A 17,740-nucleotide genomic window follows, 5' to 3' on the forward strand; every position below is an offset into this window, starting at 1 on the left:
GACGCATTAAACCTGATCTGTCCTTGTTACTTTTGCCGAAAGGCTTTGTTGTGATGGTATTATTGTATAATATATTTATAAGACTCTATCGGGTAGCGATTGGCATTGCTTCATTATTTAATAAGAAAGCAACATTATGGCTCACCGGAAGAGAGGACATTTTTAAAAGGCTGCGCGATGTTATTAAAGCTGACCCGCCCGTGATCTGGATGCACTGTGCTTCGCTGGGAGAGTTCGAACAGGGCAGGCCGGTGCTGGAAGCACTTCGGGCAGACTATCCGGATCATCAAATATTGCTCACCTTTTTTTCTCCATCGGGATATGAAATCAGAAAAAATTACCAGGGAGCCGATGCCGTTTTCTATTTGCCCCTCGACACCAGAAATCACGCGAAGCAGTTTATGGACATCGTGAAGCCCAGGCTTGTTATTTTTGTCAAATATGAATATTGGTATCACTACCTGAATGAAACACGGAAGCGACAAATTCCGGCAATTCTCGTTTCTGCGATATTCCGACAAGATGCCGTTTTCTTTAAATGGTACGGCGGCCTTCATCGAAAGATGCTCACCTGCTTCACGCATATTTTTGTTCAAAATGAATCGAGTCTCAAGCTGATCGGCAAACTGGTAGACCCTTCAAAACTCACGCTTGCGGGTGACACAAGATTTGACCGGGTGGCGGCCATCGCCGCAGGTTTCGAGCCCATTCCGGCCATTGAAGAATTTGTAGCGGAAAAAGAACTGGTGGTCGTTGCGGGAAGCACCTGGCCCGACGATGAACGCATGCTTGAAAAATTGCTTTTGTATAATAAAAAAATAACGCTAATTATTGCCCCTCATGAAATTAGAATCGATCACCTCAATTTTTTAAAGAGTATATTTCCAAGCCATATCCTCTATTCCGATCTTGTCAACAGCACGGCGGCGGAGCATCAGAATGCTGCTCATCGGGCGCTTATCATTGATAACATCGGGATGCTTTCGAGGCTTTATCGATATTCCACGATCAGCTATGTCGGAGGCGGCTTTAAAAAAGCCGGTATTCATAATACTTTGGAAGCTGCTGTATATGGAAAGCCGGTTTTTTTCGGCCCTAATTATCATAAATTCTCCGAGGCAGTTAACTTAATAGAAAAAAGAGGTGGCATATCCTTTAAAACTGAAAGTGAACTACTTCATACATTTTCAGATTTAGTTTTAAATGAAGTAAAATTGGAGGTTTACAGCAATAATGCCGGAGAATTTGTAGCAAATAATACCGGCGCCACCGGGCGAATAACCGCCTGGCTCAGGCAAATCTCCTTTTAACCAGTTGCTCAAATTGCTGAACGACCGGGTTGCCGGCCAACCAGCCATTTTTGGTGCGTAGTTCTCTCCGGATCCAGTATTCTGCCTGTCCGAGTGAGTTGAAGTTATTGATCGTTTTGATACTTCTTTCGAACATGATCTCATCCCCCCTAAATAGCTCCCTGACAAAAACGATTCTGTCCTGCGCGCTAATTGCTTTATAAAGGTCCTTAATGGCATTGCGGCTGGCCTTGGGAGTCGCGGCTTGCTTTGCGGCCCGCGTGCCGGGCTTGCTTTGCCTGGACAAGGTAGGCAGATCTTCAGCGGCCTCGTCCGGCTCTTCCTTGAAACTGAGGGTGGCCTGCGGACGGGGCGTCTTCTTGGCTTCCCTTTGCAATTGGATCAGCTCCTCGTAGCTCGGAATTTCACGCGCCGGGGGTTCCTGCTGCCCTTCATCATCACCGGCACCTTCTACCACTAATTCGAAATACTCTTTCTCATTACTTTCTTCCTCCTCTCCTTCTTTGAAAGCGGTTCCATTCGACAAAGGTTTTGCGTTGGGTACGATAACGGATATACCACTGGTTCCCAAAACATTTACCTCTTTTATATTACCTGCTATTTCATTTTGAAGCAACTGAACCGTGCTGAGCAACTGTTCCAGAGGGACTTTCTTTGAGAACTGCACACTGAGTTTTTCAATCAAACTTCCGATTCTTTCCATTATATATTTTTATGTAGATCCAAGCCAAATGATACAGCGCAGTTGCGCCAACCGCGCCAGACACCACTGTTCTCCAGTGTGTATCTCCTCCAACAAAAACAATACCCAATGTGTTCATGTTCGGAGGTGGCCGGCGCGTCTTAGAGGGTATTCCTATATTCAAGTGAACATAATCTCAAAAATTTGCCTGATGTTGACATGCAGGCGCTACTTTTGAGATCTCTTTCACTCATCATAAAATACGCCAATATAACAGAAATTATTGCGTAGGCTTACGAAAACTGTAAATATTAACAATGTTTATTGAACCGGACATCAGGGGCGACAAACGAGGATGGATCGAAGTGATCTGCGGCTCCATGTTTAGCGGTAAAACCGAAGAACTGATCAGGAGGTTAAAACGGGTGAAGTTTGCGAACCTCAAAGTTGAGATCTTTAAACCAGCCGTTGATACCCGCTATGATGAGCTAAACATTGTTTCTCACGATACAAACGCCATCCATTCCACGCCGGTCGATAACTCCCAAAAGATATTGCTGATGGCACAGGGTGCAGACGTGATCGGGATCGATGAAGCACAATTTTTCGATGACGGGCTGCCCGATGTGTGTGATAAACTGGCCTACCAGGGCATCCGGGTCATCGTGGCCGGCCTGGACATGGACTTTACGGGGAAACCGTTCGGGCAGATGCCCTTCCTGTTGGCGAAGGCGGATTACGTGACGAAGCTCCACGCCATTTGCGTAAAGTGTGGCAATATCGCCAACTTTTCATACCGGAAAATACCTGATGATGACCAGGTCATGTTGGGTGCGATGGATGTGTATGAACCCCGGTGCAGAAGATGCTATACTGACAAATTATAATATCAAGGGAATGAATTTATCTTTTTAAATTTGTGATATGAACGCAGTAAGAAAAATAATTGAAAAGCATTCCAATCCACTTACGATTGATCTTCCTGAAGAATATAAAGACAAACGGGTAGAAGTGATTGTGATGGCGTTGGAAGAGCAACCCGAGCCACCGAAAAAGAAATATGACTTTTCTGATCTTGCGGGCAAGCTGGAATGGAAAGGCGACGCACTGGCTGAGCAGAAAAAGCTAAGAGATGAGTGGCCGTAAATTTCTAATTGACACGAATGCGGCTATTGGTTTGCTAGCAGGTAACAAGGCGCTTGAAGAGCTCCTGGCGAACAGTGAATGGGTATGTATCTCTGTTATTTCGGTTATCGAATTTTTTGCTTTTTCACGGTTGTCCGAAGAAGATAAAGAGCTGTTTAACACACTGCTTGAACGGATAGAGCTGATCAATATAGTTCCGGATATTCAGCGACTAGAAGAAATAGGCAAGCTGAGAATACAGTCAAAGTTAAAAATGCCTGACGCGATCATTGCGTCTCATGCGGTTCAACACGATCTGACACTTATTTCTAATGATAAAGACTTCAATAAGGTTCATAATTTAAAGATCCTTACCTTTTAATATCTCTTGAAACCCATAATTACCTTATTTAAAAAAGAGTTGTTGCTGGAAATCCGCCAGCAATATAGCTTTTATGGCATCCTGCTTTACATGGGAGCGACCATATTCGTGTTGTTCCTGGCCATAGAGGAGCCTGAAAAGGAAATATGGAATGGTCTTTTCTGGGTGATACAACTGTTTATCTGCATTAACGCCGTGGCTAAAAGCTTCATGCAGGAAAGCCGGGCACGAATGCTTTATTTCTACACGATCGCCTCCCCTACACATTTCATACTGGCTAAATTATTGTTCAACTGCCTGCTGATGCTGGTAATGACGATGATCAGCCTCGGGTTGTTTTTTGCTTTCATCGGTAACCCGGTGCAAAAGATACTTCCCTTTACAGGCCTGGCTTTGCTCGGCGGCTTCAGCCTGAGCATGGTGTTTACCTTTTTAGCCGCCATTGCTGCGAAGGCCCGGCAAAACGCTGCTATCATGGCTGTGCTGGGGTTTCCGCTCATCGTTCCGCAACTTATGTTGCTGATGAAGCTGTCTAACACAGCGTTCACCACCACGCAAAGTTTCCAATCGAGCGATATACTGTTGCTCGTGGCCCTTGATTTCCTGGTGGGGTTGCTCTCCGTTATTCTTTTTCCTTTTCTCTGGAAAGATTAACCGTATTTTTAATACAACACGAGCGTTATTATCATCGCCGGCAACAACGAGATTCCTAAAAAAATCAGGTAATCCTTTCGAAGCGGAGATTTGACCATCAGATACCGCACTAAGAAAATAGCCGAAATAACCAATCCTGCGATCATTGACAGCCACGCAATTGCAGCAAGCGCAGATAAACAATGAATCCCTTGCTGAGCCGTTCGAAAACTCATGTACCATAAAAAGAACCACCAACCCAGGTAAAGCACGCTAACGGTGGCCGGGATTTTATGTCGCCGGAAAAGACTCACGCGTTTTATTTTTAATACATATGTTGGTAAAAGGTAACCCACCGTCCGGCAAAAGGCTAAACTGTCAAATCTCAAATCTATAATATAAACTTTCCACTTACTTTTGTGTTTATCAACTTAAATTGATTTCATGTATGCGAAAGTCGTGGTGGAAGATTCTTTGTGTCATTTTATTAGTTTATGCCATCGTCGGCGGATTGTTGATTAAGATCCCCAATCTGCCGGTATTAGGAGAAACGATCCGGAACCTTTTTTATCATGTAGGCATGTGGGCGGCGATGTTTGTACTGTTCACCTGCTCGCTGGTACATTCGATTCGCTACCTGAGTAAAAGCAATTTGAAAAACGACATTGCCGCCAGCCAGTACGCTTCTGTGGGAACCGTCTTCGGCTTGCTGGGTTACGCCACAGGCGCCGTATGGGCCAGCTATACCTGGGCCGATCCCAATAATCCTGCCTTTGATTCGTTTAGCGCAGTAGCGCGCGAACCGAAACTGATCGGCACTGCTGTAGCCCTGCTTATCTACTTTGCTTACTTCATTTTAAGAAGCTCTATACAGGACATCGACCAAAAGGCGCGTATCAGTGCCGTTTACAATATTTTTGCTTTTGCTATGCTGTTCCCAACCATCATGGTGGTGCCGCGGCTGTTGCCCAGCCTGCATCCCGGCCAGGAAGGGAATCCTGCTTTGAATTTTAAAGACGCCAGCCCGGAGATGCGTATGATCGAATATCCGGCGTTCATCGGCTGGGCGCTGCTTGGGGTTTGGATCGCCAGTTTGAAGATCAGGATCCAGTACCTGAAGGAAAAGCATTTTATTAAATAAAGAAATCGTAATGAAATTATTGATGTTTCTTTTTGCCCTGCTCCCGCTGCTTGCCAACGCACAGGCTCAGGAAAATTTGATGTATAGCAACGGACGCATTTATGTGGTCATTGCCGTCCTGCTCATAATATTGCTGGGCCTGGTCCTGTACCTGGTTCGGGTTGAAAGAAAGATCAAAAAACTAGAGACAGCAGAGAAGGTCGAAAACTAATGAAGTTGACAAGGCCGCGATGATCTTTCTTGCAATTTTATGGTCCGGCCGGTTTAGGCTTCGGTTAACAAATGTTCGTAGACTTAGTTAACGTGATCCGATGGAGCGCTTTCTCGCTGATATGTAATAAATGGTTGGCTAAACAAGGGTCATTTTTGCCAGAACAATTTGAAAAATCCTATCTATGACTGATAATAATTATAGTTTTTACGGAGCTGTAGTGAAAAGCTTCAAGAAAGCCGCTGAATTCACTAAATGGGACAAAGGTTTGCTGGAGCAGATCAGCGCCTGTAATGCGGTATACCGCATGCGCTTTCCCGTTAAAAAAGAAGACGGGAGCATTGAGGTGATCGAGGCATACCGTGTTCAGCATTCTCATCATAAAACGCCTTGTAAAGGTGGTATCCGTTTTTCGATGGCGGTGAACCAGGACGAAGTAATGGCCCTTGCTGCGTTGATGACGTACAAATGTGCGATCGTAAACGTTCCGTTTGGAGGCGGTAAAGGAGGGATCAAAATCGATCCGAAAAAGTATACGCCTTATGAACTCGAAAAGATCACGCGCCGCTATACGTCGGAATTAATTAAGAAAAACTTTATCGGACCGGCAGTAGACGTGCCCGCTCCCGACTATGGTACGGGCGAAAGAGAAATGGCCTGGATCGTCGATACCTACACGGCCATGCATACCCATGACATAGACGCAGCCGGCTGCGTGACGGGAAAACCCATCTCCCAGGGTGGTGTTCGCGGTCGTAAAGAAGCCACCGGCCTGGGTGTTTTTTACGGACTCAAAGAAGTATGTTCGATTGAAGAAGAAATGGTGAAACGCGGATTGACACCCGGTGTAGAAGGCAAGAGAATTGTAGTTCAGGGCTTAGGAAATGTAGGGTTTCACTCGGCTAAATATTTCCAGGAAGCCGGAGCGATCATTGTAGGCATTGCGGAATATGAAGGTTCGATTTCTAAACCTGATGGCATCGATGTTAACGAACTGTTTGAGTTCCGAAAAAGAACAGGGTCCATTCTGAATTTCCCCGGCGCGGTGAACCTGGAACATAATGCGGCTGCGCTGGAGCTGGATTGCGATATTTTGATTCCTGCTGCTTTGGAAAGCGTGATCCATGCAGAAAATGCACCGCGCATTAAAGCCCGCATCATCGGGGAAGCGGCCAATGGACCATTGACGCCGGAAGCGGATGAGATATTATTATCGAAGGGTGTATTAGTCGTTCCGGATATGTACCTGAATGCGGGTGGTGTAACGGTGTCTTATTTTGAATGGCTGAAAAACCTGAGCCACGTACGATATGGCCGGATGGAAAAGCGTTTCAACGAAAACATGAACGCACGAATATTGGAAGAAATTGAAGAGCTGACCGGCAAACGCGTCGATGAAAAAAGCCGTTCTTTTATTAAGCACGGAGCTGATGAAGTAGAACTGGTATACAGCGGGCTGGAAGAAACAATGATCACTGCTACCCGCGAGATCATGGCTGAGTGGAAAGCCAACGAAAATATTCCGGATATGAGAACCGCCGCTTATGTAGTGGCCATTAACAAAGTAGCCACTTCTTACGCCGAGCTGGGCATCTTCCCGTAAGAGATTGTGAACAACTGTAAATAAGAAAGGCAGCTATCCGCTGCCTTTCTTTAGTTATTGTCGCCTGAGTAATTTATTCATAACCGTTTGGTTTAATAAATTCAGGGTTGGCGTCTATTGCCTGCTGAGGAATCGGGAAAACTGTTTTGTCTTTTGTGTCTGCAGCTTTATCCCACCAAGCATTCCCAAACCTGTTCCACCTGATAAGATCAGGGCGGCGATGACGTTCACCCAAGAACTCCCTGCCCAGCTCATCTACAAATTCATCGTCAGTCAACCTTGATACATTGGCGGCATAGCTTTGAGCGGGCCAATCAGCAGCAGAGAAGTTGCGCTTCTTCACCGCATCAATGAGCGCTGCTGCTCCGGCCTTATCTCCGGCCCTGTATTTACATTCTGCCAGAGAATAATAAATTTCAGCTAAGCGTATCTCCGGCGCGGAATTGGCCATGAATAATCCTGCAGTACGCTGTAACCATGGAAACTTCAATAACCGAACGCCCGAATTTTCTTCACCAGTTGTAACGTGTGACCCTTCAGACCAGCGTCCGCCCGGCCGCTCAGAAAATCGTCCTACCTGGTCTACGAACACCAACGGCTTCCCACTATACTCCTCTGAGCCGTTGATCTTTTTTGTGCTGTCGTAGCCGTAACCTCGCAAAGCGTCGTGCTCATACAACTGCCCAACTATAAAAAACCCTTCATAGTCACCAGACGCGGATGTGGTTCTGAAACTTTGCTTTCTTTTATCATTACTTGCAAACTTCTCATAAGGCTTTCCTAATTTATGATCATAAAGCGCACCATTCAAATCCCTTGAAGGCGTAAGATGCACACCGTTCCAAGCGCTCCAGTCATTATCAAGCGCGTCTCTCATAGCGTAGTGCATATGTGCATTGTACATCCATCCAAAATTGTATAAATCTAACTTGTGAGGAAATTCGAAAATATTTTCAGGAGAACGATAACCACCTACACCTGAACGGAAGGGTCCGCGGTAATCCGGATCTATGGAATAAGTTCCGTAATCTCCATCTATTATATTTTGCGCCCATTCTGCACATTGTGTATACATTGGCTGACCTATCCATTTTTCCGCGTTTAAGTATAATCTTACCAGCAATGAAGCTGCACCGCCCTGATCCCAACGTCCTACGGATGAATTTTTAGGCAGATTGGGAAGCGCTTCTTTTAGCTCATTTTCTATATAAGCAAATACTTCTTCCGGCTCGGATTGAGGTTTCGATTCACCCGGGTTTTCGATGATCGGCACATTTCTGAAAAAGTCAATCAGGAACATATAAAACCAGGCTTTAAGAACCCTGATCTCAGACAGAAACCGGGTTTTATCTTCTTCTGTCAGCCCTATACTTCCAAAGTCCACTTTCTGGATATCATTGCTAATGGTGATACATTGCATGATACCTTGATAAGGACCCACCCAGGAGCCATTGATCTGGCCTTGTCTCACTTCCCAATTATGAGCATGAAGACGCACCCATTGCCCGTCATCATAGCCGTGCCGCCCTTTCTGTGTCCACACAAACTGATCAGCCGTTAATTCCTGAAGGAGCCAACGGTCGCCGTCCCAACCGCACCAATGTCCATGTTCATATATTCTCACCAGTGCCCTAGTGATAGCATTTTCGTCTGAGTAATATCCTTCTGCAGGAAGCTGACTAAACAGTTCTTCGTCAAGCTTTGTACAGGAACCGAGGACCAGGCAGAAGGTACTTATACTGAATAATAATATTTTAAACTTTTTCATCTGTTATTGTTTTTGTTTTTGGCAGATGCACTGGTCAAATGATACAGATCTTTTGAGGCCAATTTTGCTCAAACCGTCAACTTAAAAATTTAATTGAAGACCTAAAGTGAATGTTCGCGTTATCGGATACAAATCAAGAGAACCTATGCCTGGTTCCAAACCTGTCACATTCGTTGCAGCTGGATCAAGTCCGGAATAATTGGTGATCGTGAATACATTCCGCACGGTTCCATAAACCCGCAAATTGGCGATTTTATATTTTTCCCGGTTCAAATTCGCTGTCCACCCTAAGGTTATATTGTCCATTCTTAAATAGTTCCCGTTTTCAAGAAAGTAATCTGTAATTACCTTGGGAGAAGTAATGTGTCCATTACGATCAAATGCGTCTTTTAAGAGATTGATATCGCTTTGTGCCTGCAATCCATAGTACATCTGATAAAGATTCAGTATTTGATATTTAAACTTCCCGCGAAGGAAAAATGAAAGGTCGAAATCTTTATATCCTATATTGTGTCCCCAAGCCGCTTCGTACTTTGGCATACCATTACCAATAATGGTCTTGTCACTCTCTCCTCCAGCGTCGGACCGGATTTTTTCGCCATTTACTTGTGCATCCTTCCAGATGAGCATTTTACCTTCCTCATCAACGCCCGCATATTTGAATCCCCAGAAGTTACCTATCTCAAATCCCTCCCTCAACATAAATGCAGGTCCTGGATTTCCGGGAGAAGGTAAATTGTACAACGTCCTCTGATCCGCCTGGAATTTATCGTTAGAGAATTTATCCATTCTGGACTTGTTGTAAGATGCGGTAATATTGGTGCTGTAGCTAAAATTTTCTGTTTGAACGGCACTCCAGTTCAGCGCGAGTTCTACGCCTCGGTTGCTTTGAGTACCAACGTTTACCCACATGCGTTCATGCAGATAGGGAGGTACAGGCACCTGGTAATCGTTGATAAGATCACTACCTTTTCTATAGTAAAAGTCAATACTACCTGAAAGCTTATTTTTCAGCAGGGCAAAATCCACACCGAGGTCATACGCTATTTGTCTTTCCCACCTCAGATCCGGGTTGTAGTTATTTCCGGGTCCGAACACGCGCACCCACTGCCCAGCACTATTGAGATACATCCCGTAAGGGCTGTACACGGCAAGCGCAGTGTATCTTGAAAAACCTGAACGACCAGTTACCCCGTAAGAAAACCGCAGCTTCAGATCGTCAAACAAATTGGTGTTTTTCATAAACTCCTCGTTTGTCAATCTCCATGCTACTGAAGCCGCAGGGAAAAAGCCCCATTTGTTCGTCGGACCAAACTTTGTATTCCCTTCATATCTTCCCGAAAGAGACAAATAATATCGTTGTTCATAATTATACATAGCTCTTGCTAAGAAGGCAATGTTCTTTTCCTTGCTTCTGGAAGAGCCCATGATATCGTTGAAGTTTACCGGCTGACCATTGTTCCAATCCCCCTGACCTATATTGTTATATTGAAAATAATCGCTTGGAAATCTTCTGTTAGTTATGAACGAATTATTGTTATTAAACTCCTGATAGTTGTAACCTGCAACAGCCTGGATGTCATGTCCGCCAAATTTTTTCGAGTAGTTACCCAACCACTCCAGGTTGAAATCAGTCCATTTTTCGTTTTCGATTCTCGCTCTTCCGATATAGTTACCCTGAACAGACTCGACAGACTTCGCATTCCAATAAGCTTCATATAGCCTGGAATGTCCTTGTCTTTGGAAATTCAAAACAGTGTTTAGATCCTTAGTGATATTCAATTTCAAATTCAGATCAATAATGGTGTATTCATGCTCTGCTCCTGAAACACGTGTAAGCAAATCCTGGACAGGGTTATAGGTATCGTAACCTTCAAGCGTATTATACATCATGGGATCTTCAGGGTCCATCACAGGAAGCGTCGGATTCAGACTGACGGCCTGCTTAAACGCACCATAGTTAGTGTAATCTTCATGGGCATTTCTATAAGAAAAGTTTCCCCCTATCTCCAGCATCCCATCAAGTGCCTTCTGTAAAAAATTAGCTCTTAATCCATACTCTTTCCGGTCGGTGGCTATGTCAATACCCTGCTTGGTTCTGTAGTTCCCTGAAATTCTGAACTGAGAATTTTCATTACCCCCGCTTGCAGACAAGTAGTGATTCTGACCAATGTTATTTTTACGTATTAATTGGTCATACCAGTCCGTAACAGCGCCAAAATCGGTTCCCCGATCTCTTTCTAAAAACTCCTGTGCGGACAAAACATCAGGTCTCTTTGCTACTACATCATGATCAATGAATCCATCATAGTTAAGTATTACTCGTCCTGCTCTTCCTCTCTTGGTCTGCACCAGGATTACACCTCCAGCACCACGACTACCATAGATCGCCGCAGAACCAGCGTCCTTCAGAACTGTAATAGATGCAATGTCTTGTTGCGATAGATTTCTAAGATCTCCACCGGGCATACCGTCGATCACGACCAACGGTCCGTTACCTGCAGCAAAAGATCCGGCACCCCGAACCTGCAGACTAACACCGGCGTTCGGGTCTCCTACGGCGGTTTGTGACACGGTTACCCCAGCCACCTTACCGTCTACTAACTGCATAGGGTTATTTACAGACCCCTGTAAGAAATCTTTGGCACTCACGCTGACTGCTGCAGTGGTCAAATCTTGCCTCCGTGCTGTACCGTAACCAATCACGACTACCTCGTCAAGGTTTGTCTGAGCGGCAGCTGTCGAAAGGCGGATCGTATCCAACTGAGTCCGGCCATTAAGTGGCTCTTCGTGACTTGCAAACCCTACTGAACTGAATACCAGTGTAGCATTGCCATTGGATACATTAATTGCAAACTTACCCTGCGCATCAGACACAGTTGCAGTGTTAGTTCCTTTTTCCATAATAGTAGCACCGGGGATCACCTCTCCGTTAGAGGATGCAACAACCCCTGAGACACTAACAGGAGGAACCTGCTGAAAAGCGGCTGCATGTGCAATGGTAAATAAACAAATAGTAATAACCGAAAAAACGATTTTGCGCCACGAATGGCATAGCGGGCCCTCATGCGGCCGATTAGGTTCTCTCATCATATGACTTAATTATCAAGTGGTTTACAAAATTCTCATGTATTTCACCGCAATAGATTTTCAGAAATCTGAGCTACGGTTTTTTTAAAACCAATTACAAATACAACAATTGCTGAATAATCATACAGCAAACGATATGGCCTATAGTAAAACGGATACGGGCATAAACACTCCTCGTTTTTTAGCAAAAAACGTACCGGTTTAACAAAATATAAATAGCTTCTCCTATTTTTTTAAGAGAAGCTAATTCAGATCTTTGATACGTTATTTTAATTTCCTGAAGGAACCGCCATCACTTCGCCTGTGCGAACGGGCTTTCCAAAATTCGGCGTGCCATCTTTTTTCCAGGTAAACTTCTGTGCGCGCGGCGTGCGGTGTCCGCCACAACCCTGGCCAGGCTGCGGGTTAGCATGATAAAGAATCCAGTCTTCTTTCCCGTCAGGTGATTTGAAAAAAGAATTGTGTCCTGCGCCATATACACCATTTTCCGGTGCGGCTTTGAAAACAGGTTCGGAACTTTTTTTCCAGTTGGCAGCGTTTAGCAAATCTTTGTCAGCATCAATGGTCAGCATACCTAATGTATAAAAATCAGTCCAGCAGCCACTTGCTGAATACACGATGAAGATCTTATTTTTTCGTTGGAGAAACTGCGGGCCTTCATTTACATTCACCTGGTCGGGCGTTTCACCCTTCAGCCGCCCGTGTGTTTCCCAGTCATATTCAGGACTTGAAATTCTAACCCGCTGGCTTTCAATCGTCCAGGGGTTCGACATTTGTGCGATATAAATATTTTGTTGCCCGTTGTAGTCACCTTCCCATCCCGACCAAACCATGTAGAGTTTGTTTTTATGCTCAAACACATCGCCATCAATAGCCCATTTGTCGGTTGCGTCGGCTACTTTACCTTTAAATACCCATGTTCCCTCCATCGGATCCGGAGAAGCATTTTCAATTACGTACATACGGTGATTCCGGTTCTGCCCGTTGTCTGCAGCAAAATACATATACCATTTCCCTCGCAAGTAAATGATCTCAGGAGCCCACAACTCTTTAGAGTAGGCCTTATTAGCCGGTGGCACCCATATCGTTTTTCTTTGCGCGGTCTTCAGGTCTGCCAGGCTCTTCGTTTTCCATAGCATCAACCTGTTTCCTGTCGTATGCGTATAATAATAATAGCCGTCTTTGTAATAGCTGTAAGGATCTGCGCCAGATGGCAGCAGCGGATTGGTAAACGTCTCCTGGCTTTCCGCCACGCGGGTCATTGAACCGCATCCGGTTAATAACGTCAGGGCAATTAGTAAATGGGCTATTCTGATCATGTCATGGCTCTTTAGTCAGGATGCCGGAATGTCAACCGGTTCTTTTTGATATTGTTATTGCACGCCTTAGATACTCCCGGGCGGCAAAGGTTTAATAAACAGGCTAGTTCTTCTCTAAAAATTTGAACGTGCCTGGGATAGTGACTATCTTATCCGGCTGGCCTTTCTGCTGTTCGAACCGGATACCGATCACTGCGGTTTTACGAGGGGCCACTGATGCATTGCTATAATGGGTATGGAAAACATACCATAAATTGTTATGCTGATCGATAAATACATCGCCGTGACCCGTTCCGTTTTCTCCTATATTTTTGGTAGATATAATAGGATTGCCGCCAAACTTCTTCCACGGTCCTGCCGGATTTTTAGCAACAGCGTATCCAACCGCATAATCCGGGTTCCTGAAGTCATTAGCTGAGTAGATCAGATAATAATACCCCTTGTGATGCAGTATGGTCGGGCCTTCTGCCACTTTCCACTTCACCTGCTGCGTATCTTCCCAGCCGTCTGCGGCTACAATGCATTCTTTTAAGCTCTCATTTTTAATCGATGAAAGATCCTGATTCATTTCCGCCACAAAGATCCTGTTCCCTTGTTGCAGTCTCACGTGATAGAGGTATATCTTGCCGGATGGATCCATCCATACAAAAGGATCGATCATGCGGTTGTTGCTGTCGATTGGCACTTTCGATGCCTGCTTAAATGGTCCCACAGGGCTATCAGCAGTAGCTATCGCGATGTGCTCGCTGGCCGTGTAAGCCATATAATATTTACCTGCATGCTTAAACACCTGCGGCGCCCAAAACCCTTTAGACCCATAGTTGTTCTCTTTCTTCAGAGCCATGCCTTTGTCTTCCCAGGTTTGAAGATTGCTGGAGGTAAACACTTTGAAACCCGCGTCTTTATTGCCACCGCCTGTGCCATACATATAATACCGGCCGTTATCATAAAAGATCGTCGGGTCTGCCAGCAAAGGATTCTTCGGCTCGCCTGTTTGCGCCCAGGCTGATGTGGTAGCCAACTGCAACACTGCGAGTATTGATAGGAATATGATATGCTTCATGGAGGAATGAGTAGTGAATAATAACTAATGATGTTGAGTGATGAATAATGAGTAAGTAAAGTGCTTATTGTCTATTGCTTATTGCCCATTGCTTATTGCCTATTGCTTATTGCCTATTGACCATCAACCATCAACTACCGCCTCCTGTCATCGTTTTGATGAAATCAACTTCTTCCTGTTTGTAAGGCGTACCATCTTTCCTGAATATATCATGAAACCACAACGGCGGCTCAGATGTATACTTCTTCGTCCAGCTGTCCCATGGATAGATCGTTTGTGATTTTCCATCTACAAAACCCCAGTTGACCATTGCCACTTTATTTTCTTTGGCCACGGGCAATGAGCTCTGGAACGTGCTTCCATTGGGCCTTGCCATGTACTCGGTGCAGAACATGGGCTTATTGTAGCGCTTGAGCTGCTGGATCTTTTTAGACAGCGTAGCAGAATCATCATAACAGTGGAAGGATATTACGTCAGACTGCGTGAGCTGCAATCTTTCCAGCGGTTTCAAGGTACTGTCGCTTTCCCAATTACCTGCCCATACACCTGAAGTCAAAGGCTGGCTTGGATTGGCGGACCTTGCCCACTCGAATGTTTTTTCCAGCAAGGGCAATACCAATTTCACTTTATCTGGTGTTTCTACTTTTTCGTAGGAAGCGCCGGTCATGTTATCGGGTTCGTTCCAGACATCCCATAAAACGATTCTTTTATCATTGGCGAACCGTCCGACAACAGCCTTCACGTATTGTTCCATCATCGGGTACTTTGTGGAATCTTTCAGCACCACTTGTCCGGGACTTTGTACCCAGCCTGAATTGTGAACAAATGGTTGAGGCTCGCGCTGCTTACCTGCCTTGGGAAAAGGATCCCAGCAGGAATCGAAAATCGTGAACAATACTTTAATACCATGCTTGTCTGCAATCTCCAGAACCTTATCCATCCGGTCATAAAAGCCCTGCTCATCATTTTGCCAGACAAGGTCGTGCAGATAAATGCGCATGATATTCATGCCGATAGATTCGGCAAGCGCAAATTCTTTTTCAATGGTGGCCGTGTCAAAAGTTTCTGCCTGCCACATCTCTAACTGGTTGATCGCCGAGCTGGGCAGAAAATTAGCGCCCACATACCAGGGCTGGCCGCTATACCATTCGTTAGCTTTTTCAGATGTCCAGATCGCTCTGGTCGCCGTACTATCCGACGATGCTTCCTTATTTCCTGATTTGTTTTCGCTGGTGTTGCAAGACCAAACAAGGCTAACCATCACGATCAGCGCCAGCATCCATTTTTTGTTCAACATAATCTCTGTTTATTAGTTCTAAATCATTTTCTATTTAACAACGGGGAATGCGCTGATGCGCAATCTTGCCGCGCCCATGGGGATCAGTTCAATCGTCTCCACTTTGGCCGCCGTAGATACCGGGCTCTGAGGCAACGTGTCTGTAAGACCATACTGGTCGACTTTCCAGGATGGGATCAATTTTCCTTTGGCCTTAATGGAAAGCGGGACATTCGCCGTAGTGAAAGGGAAGTCATCAGCAGGCCAGTTTCGTTTTTGGACCTGGAAAAACTGATCCGGATCTTCACCGTTATAGTACAAGCCGTAGTTCCATGCCGAGGCAGGCAGGATCTCGTAAGAAGGCCATTTTGTGGCATCTGCAGTCTCCTGCCATTTGGAATCGCCGATTGCCGACTTCTTGCTATCGGCCTTCACATATTGTTCTTTTATTTTGAGCGAATAAGTGAGTGGCCCCCTGTTCACACTAATACTATTTTTATTGGCCGTCCATTGTTCCACTTCAATGTTCATGGGCAACTCAAGTGTTATGTTATCTCCGTTTTTCCAGACCCTGTTGATCCGGATGTATGACGACGGTGCTGCTTCGAGGTTTACCGGAGTGCCATTTATTTTTACCCGGGCTTTGTTGCACCAGGCAGGTACCCTTAAATAAAAAGGGAACGACGCATCCTCCTTCATCGACATGGTAAAGCTCGTGACTTCATCAAATGGATAATGTCCTTTCGATGTAATGCTCACCTCAGCGCCCTTGCCCACTTTGGCTTTGACCACGGCCTCGCAATACAACATGGCGGCCAAACCATTATCGGGCGTAGCCATAAAGACATGTTCTGAATAATAAGGCCATCCCTGCGCATGATTATGCTGACAGCAGCGCGAGCTAAAAGGATTCATCATCAGAAAAGGTCCCCGGTTATCTATCCCCGGATGATGATTTTTGCTATCGCTGATCGACATGTTGGGACTGGTGATATAGCGCAGTGCTTTGAAGTCAGGCATGACCGCGGCCGGGTATGTATTAAAAGCAACGTTCTCTGTGTGGTCCATCCAGAAAGGATCTCCGGTGATACCAGCCAGGATTTCATTGGATGCCATTTGCTCTACCATCCCACAGGTTTCTACGCCCTGGCGCGGATCGGTATATCCTTTTCGCGCATTTTCATCGGCCCCAAACATACCCCCTGGCACATTACCATAACGGTCTCGTATCAAATGAAATACATTATAGGTAGCCGTGAGATCGGCATCATTACCACTTTGGAGGTAATAAGTAGCAGGTTCCCGGAAACATTGTGCAATATTGACGTTATGCCAGTTGGGCAGGCTCGTTGGCTTTCGCCAGTTAGCGGTATTCCGATGAAGTTTCTCCGCCAGTTCCAATAACCATTCATTGCCTTGGGTGCGGTTGTAGAGCCAATACACGCTCAGTATATTGTCGCCACCGCGGCTGTTTTCCCAATAATCTTCGAGCAGCAGGCTGTCCGGAAGACGGGATTGCCAACGAAAGTATTTTTCCATAAAAGGCAGCACCCGCTGATCCTGGCTATATTCATAATAGGACTGCAGGCACCAAAGCATGATCATATTGCCCCATAGATCAGGTTTCCCATCTTTTTCGATCATCGGACCAAAGTATCCGTCCTCGCGCTGACTGTTAAGTGCAGCGTTCAGCCATATCTTCGACTCCCCGATGATCTTCGGATCCTTTAAAATATAGCCCAGGTTGGCATAGCCTTTCAACCAATAAGGCACTTCTTCCCAGCCGTGATCGCCGCTGCCGTCTTTACTTAGCCAGGCATTGTCCTTTTTCGCCAGCCAGGCGCTTATTTCGCCCAGGTGACCGGTCAACCCGTTACGCTGTAGCTCGAGATACTTCGCCAGCCAGCCTTTGGGCTGAATAGTACCCACCGGCAACTTCAGCAAATACAAGGGCTGCAACGGTTTCTTATTGGACACGTAAAAACTATTGGTTCCACTATTATCAGGACGCATAACGTTGGTCACTTCCATTTGCTGGGCATTTACTATGCCCGATAAGGAAAGTGCTAAGAATGCGGGACAAACGCAAACGAGCTTTTTAAGAAGCGCAGGTCGGATCATGTGTCTCATTAATGCT

Annotated in this window: 15 protein-coding genes; 8 read left to right on the plus strand and 7 right to left on the minus strand. The window is 45.5% G+C overall.

Going from position 1 to position 17,740, the window contains the following annotated elements; genetic code table 11:
- Positions 1-23: 23 nt before the first annotated feature.
- Positions 24-1,310, plus strand: coding sequence for a 3-deoxy-D-manno-octulosonic acid transferase (locus tag ACU37H_RS03420; RefSeq protein ID WP_472702962.1), 1,287 nt, complete (start codon positions 24-26; stop codon positions 1,308-1,310).
- Here the strand turns inward: ACU37H_RS03420 and ACU37H_RS03425 are convergent.
- Positions 1,291-2,013, minus strand: a complete 723-nt coding sequence (locus tag ACU37H_RS03425; protein WP_472702963.1) for a DUF8457 domain-containing protein — start codon at positions 2,011-2,013, stop codon at positions 1,291-1,293. The genes ACU37H_RS03420 and ACU37H_RS03425 overlap by 20 nt on opposite strands.
- Positions 2,014-2,309: 296 nt before the next feature.
- Between ACU37H_RS03425 and ACU37H_RS03430 the strand changes: the two genes are divergently transcribed.
- The 7 genes from ACU37H_RS03430 to ACU37H_RS03460 all read left to right on the plus strand — a co-directional run bounded on the left by ACU37H_RS03430 (position 2,310) and on the right by ACU37H_RS03460 (position 7,087).
- Entirely contained in the window at positions 2,310-2,879 is a 570-nt protein-coding gene (locus ACU37H_RS03430; RefSeq protein WP_472702964.1) for a thymidine kinase, read from the plus strand.
- A gap of 37 nt (positions 2,880-2,916) precedes the next feature.
- Positions 2,917-3,138 (plus strand): hypothetical protein, encoded by a 222-nt coding sequence (locus ACU37H_RS03435; RefSeq protein WP_472702965.1) that lies wholly within the window; start codon positions 2,917-2,919, stop codon positions 3,136-3,138.
- Positions 3,125-3,499, plus strand: coding sequence for a type II toxin-antitoxin system VapC family toxin (locus ACU37H_RS03440; protein WP_472702966.1), 375 nt, complete (start codon positions 3,125-3,127; stop codon positions 3,497-3,499). Before ACU37H_RS03435 ends, ACU37H_RS03440 begins: the two co-directional genes overlap by 14 nt.
- A 6-nt stretch (positions 3,500-3,505) precedes the next feature.
- Positions 3,506-4,153, plus strand: a complete 648-nt coding sequence (locus ACU37H_RS03445; RefSeq protein ID WP_472702967.1) for a heme exporter protein CcmB — start codon at positions 3,506-3,508, stop codon at positions 4,151-4,153.
- A 427-nt stretch (positions 4,154-4,580) separates the two neighbouring features.
- Entirely contained in the window at positions 4,581-5,273 is a 693-nt protein-coding gene (locus tag ACU37H_RS03450) for an ABC transporter permease (protein WP_472702968.1), read from the plus strand.
- A gap of 10 nt (positions 5,274-5,283) precedes the next feature.
- Positions 5,284-5,484, plus strand: a complete 201-nt coding sequence (locus ACU37H_RS03455) for a CcmD family protein (RefSeq protein ID WP_472702969.1) — start codon at positions 5,284-5,286, stop codon at positions 5,482-5,484.
- A gap of 184 nt (positions 5,485-5,668) precedes the next feature.
- Positions 5,669-7,087 (plus strand): Glu/Leu/Phe/Val family dehydrogenase, encoded by a 1,419-nt coding sequence (locus ACU37H_RS03460; RefSeq protein ID WP_472702970.1) that lies wholly within the window; start codon positions 5,669-5,671, stop codon positions 7,085-7,087.
- A gap of 73 nt (positions 7,088-7,160) precedes the next feature.
- On the opposite strand, the gene ACU37H_RS03465 is transcribed toward ACU37H_RS03460, so the two are convergent.
- The 6 genes from ACU37H_RS03465 to ACU37H_RS03490 form a co-directional block, all read right to left on the minus strand.
- Positions 7,161-8,855: a RagB/SusD family nutrient uptake outer membrane protein gene (locus tag ACU37H_RS03465; RefSeq protein WP_472702971.1), complete on the minus strand. Its 1,695-nt coding sequence runs from the start codon at positions 8,853-8,855 to the stop codon at positions 7,161-7,163.
- 81 nt (positions 8,856-8,936) lie between these two features.
- Positions 8,937-11,948 (minus strand): SusC/RagA family TonB-linked outer membrane protein, encoded by a 3,012-nt coding sequence (locus ACU37H_RS03470; protein ID WP_472702972.1) that lies wholly within the window; start codon positions 11,946-11,948, stop codon positions 8,937-8,939.
- Between the two features lie 266 nt (positions 11,949-12,214).
- Complete coding sequence (locus ACU37H_RS03475; RefSeq protein ID WP_472702973.1) at positions 12,215-13,264, minus strand: glycoside hydrolase family 43 protein; 1,050 nt, start codon at positions 13,262-13,264, stop codon at positions 12,215-12,217.
- Positions 13,265-13,367: 103 nt separating this feature from the next.
- Positions 13,368-14,327, minus strand: a complete 960-nt coding sequence (locus tag ACU37H_RS03480) for a glycoside hydrolase family 43 protein (RefSeq protein WP_472702974.1) — start codon at positions 14,325-14,327, stop codon at positions 13,368-13,370.
- Between the two features lie 130 nt (positions 14,328-14,457).
- Positions 14,458-15,624: a glycoside hydrolase 5 family protein gene (locus ACU37H_RS03485; RefSeq protein ID WP_472702975.1), complete on the minus strand. Its 1,167-nt coding sequence runs from the start codon at positions 15,622-15,624 to the stop codon at positions 14,458-14,460.
- 30 nt (positions 15,625-15,654) lie between these two features.
- Positions 15,655-17,724, minus strand: a complete 2,070-nt coding sequence (locus ACU37H_RS03490; protein ID WP_472702976.1) for a beta-L-arabinofuranosidase domain-containing protein — start codon at positions 17,722-17,724, stop codon at positions 15,655-15,657.
- Positions 17,725-17,740 lie beyond the last annotated feature (16 nt).

It is taken from the genome of Niabella sp. ZPM-14, assembly GCF_055693045.2.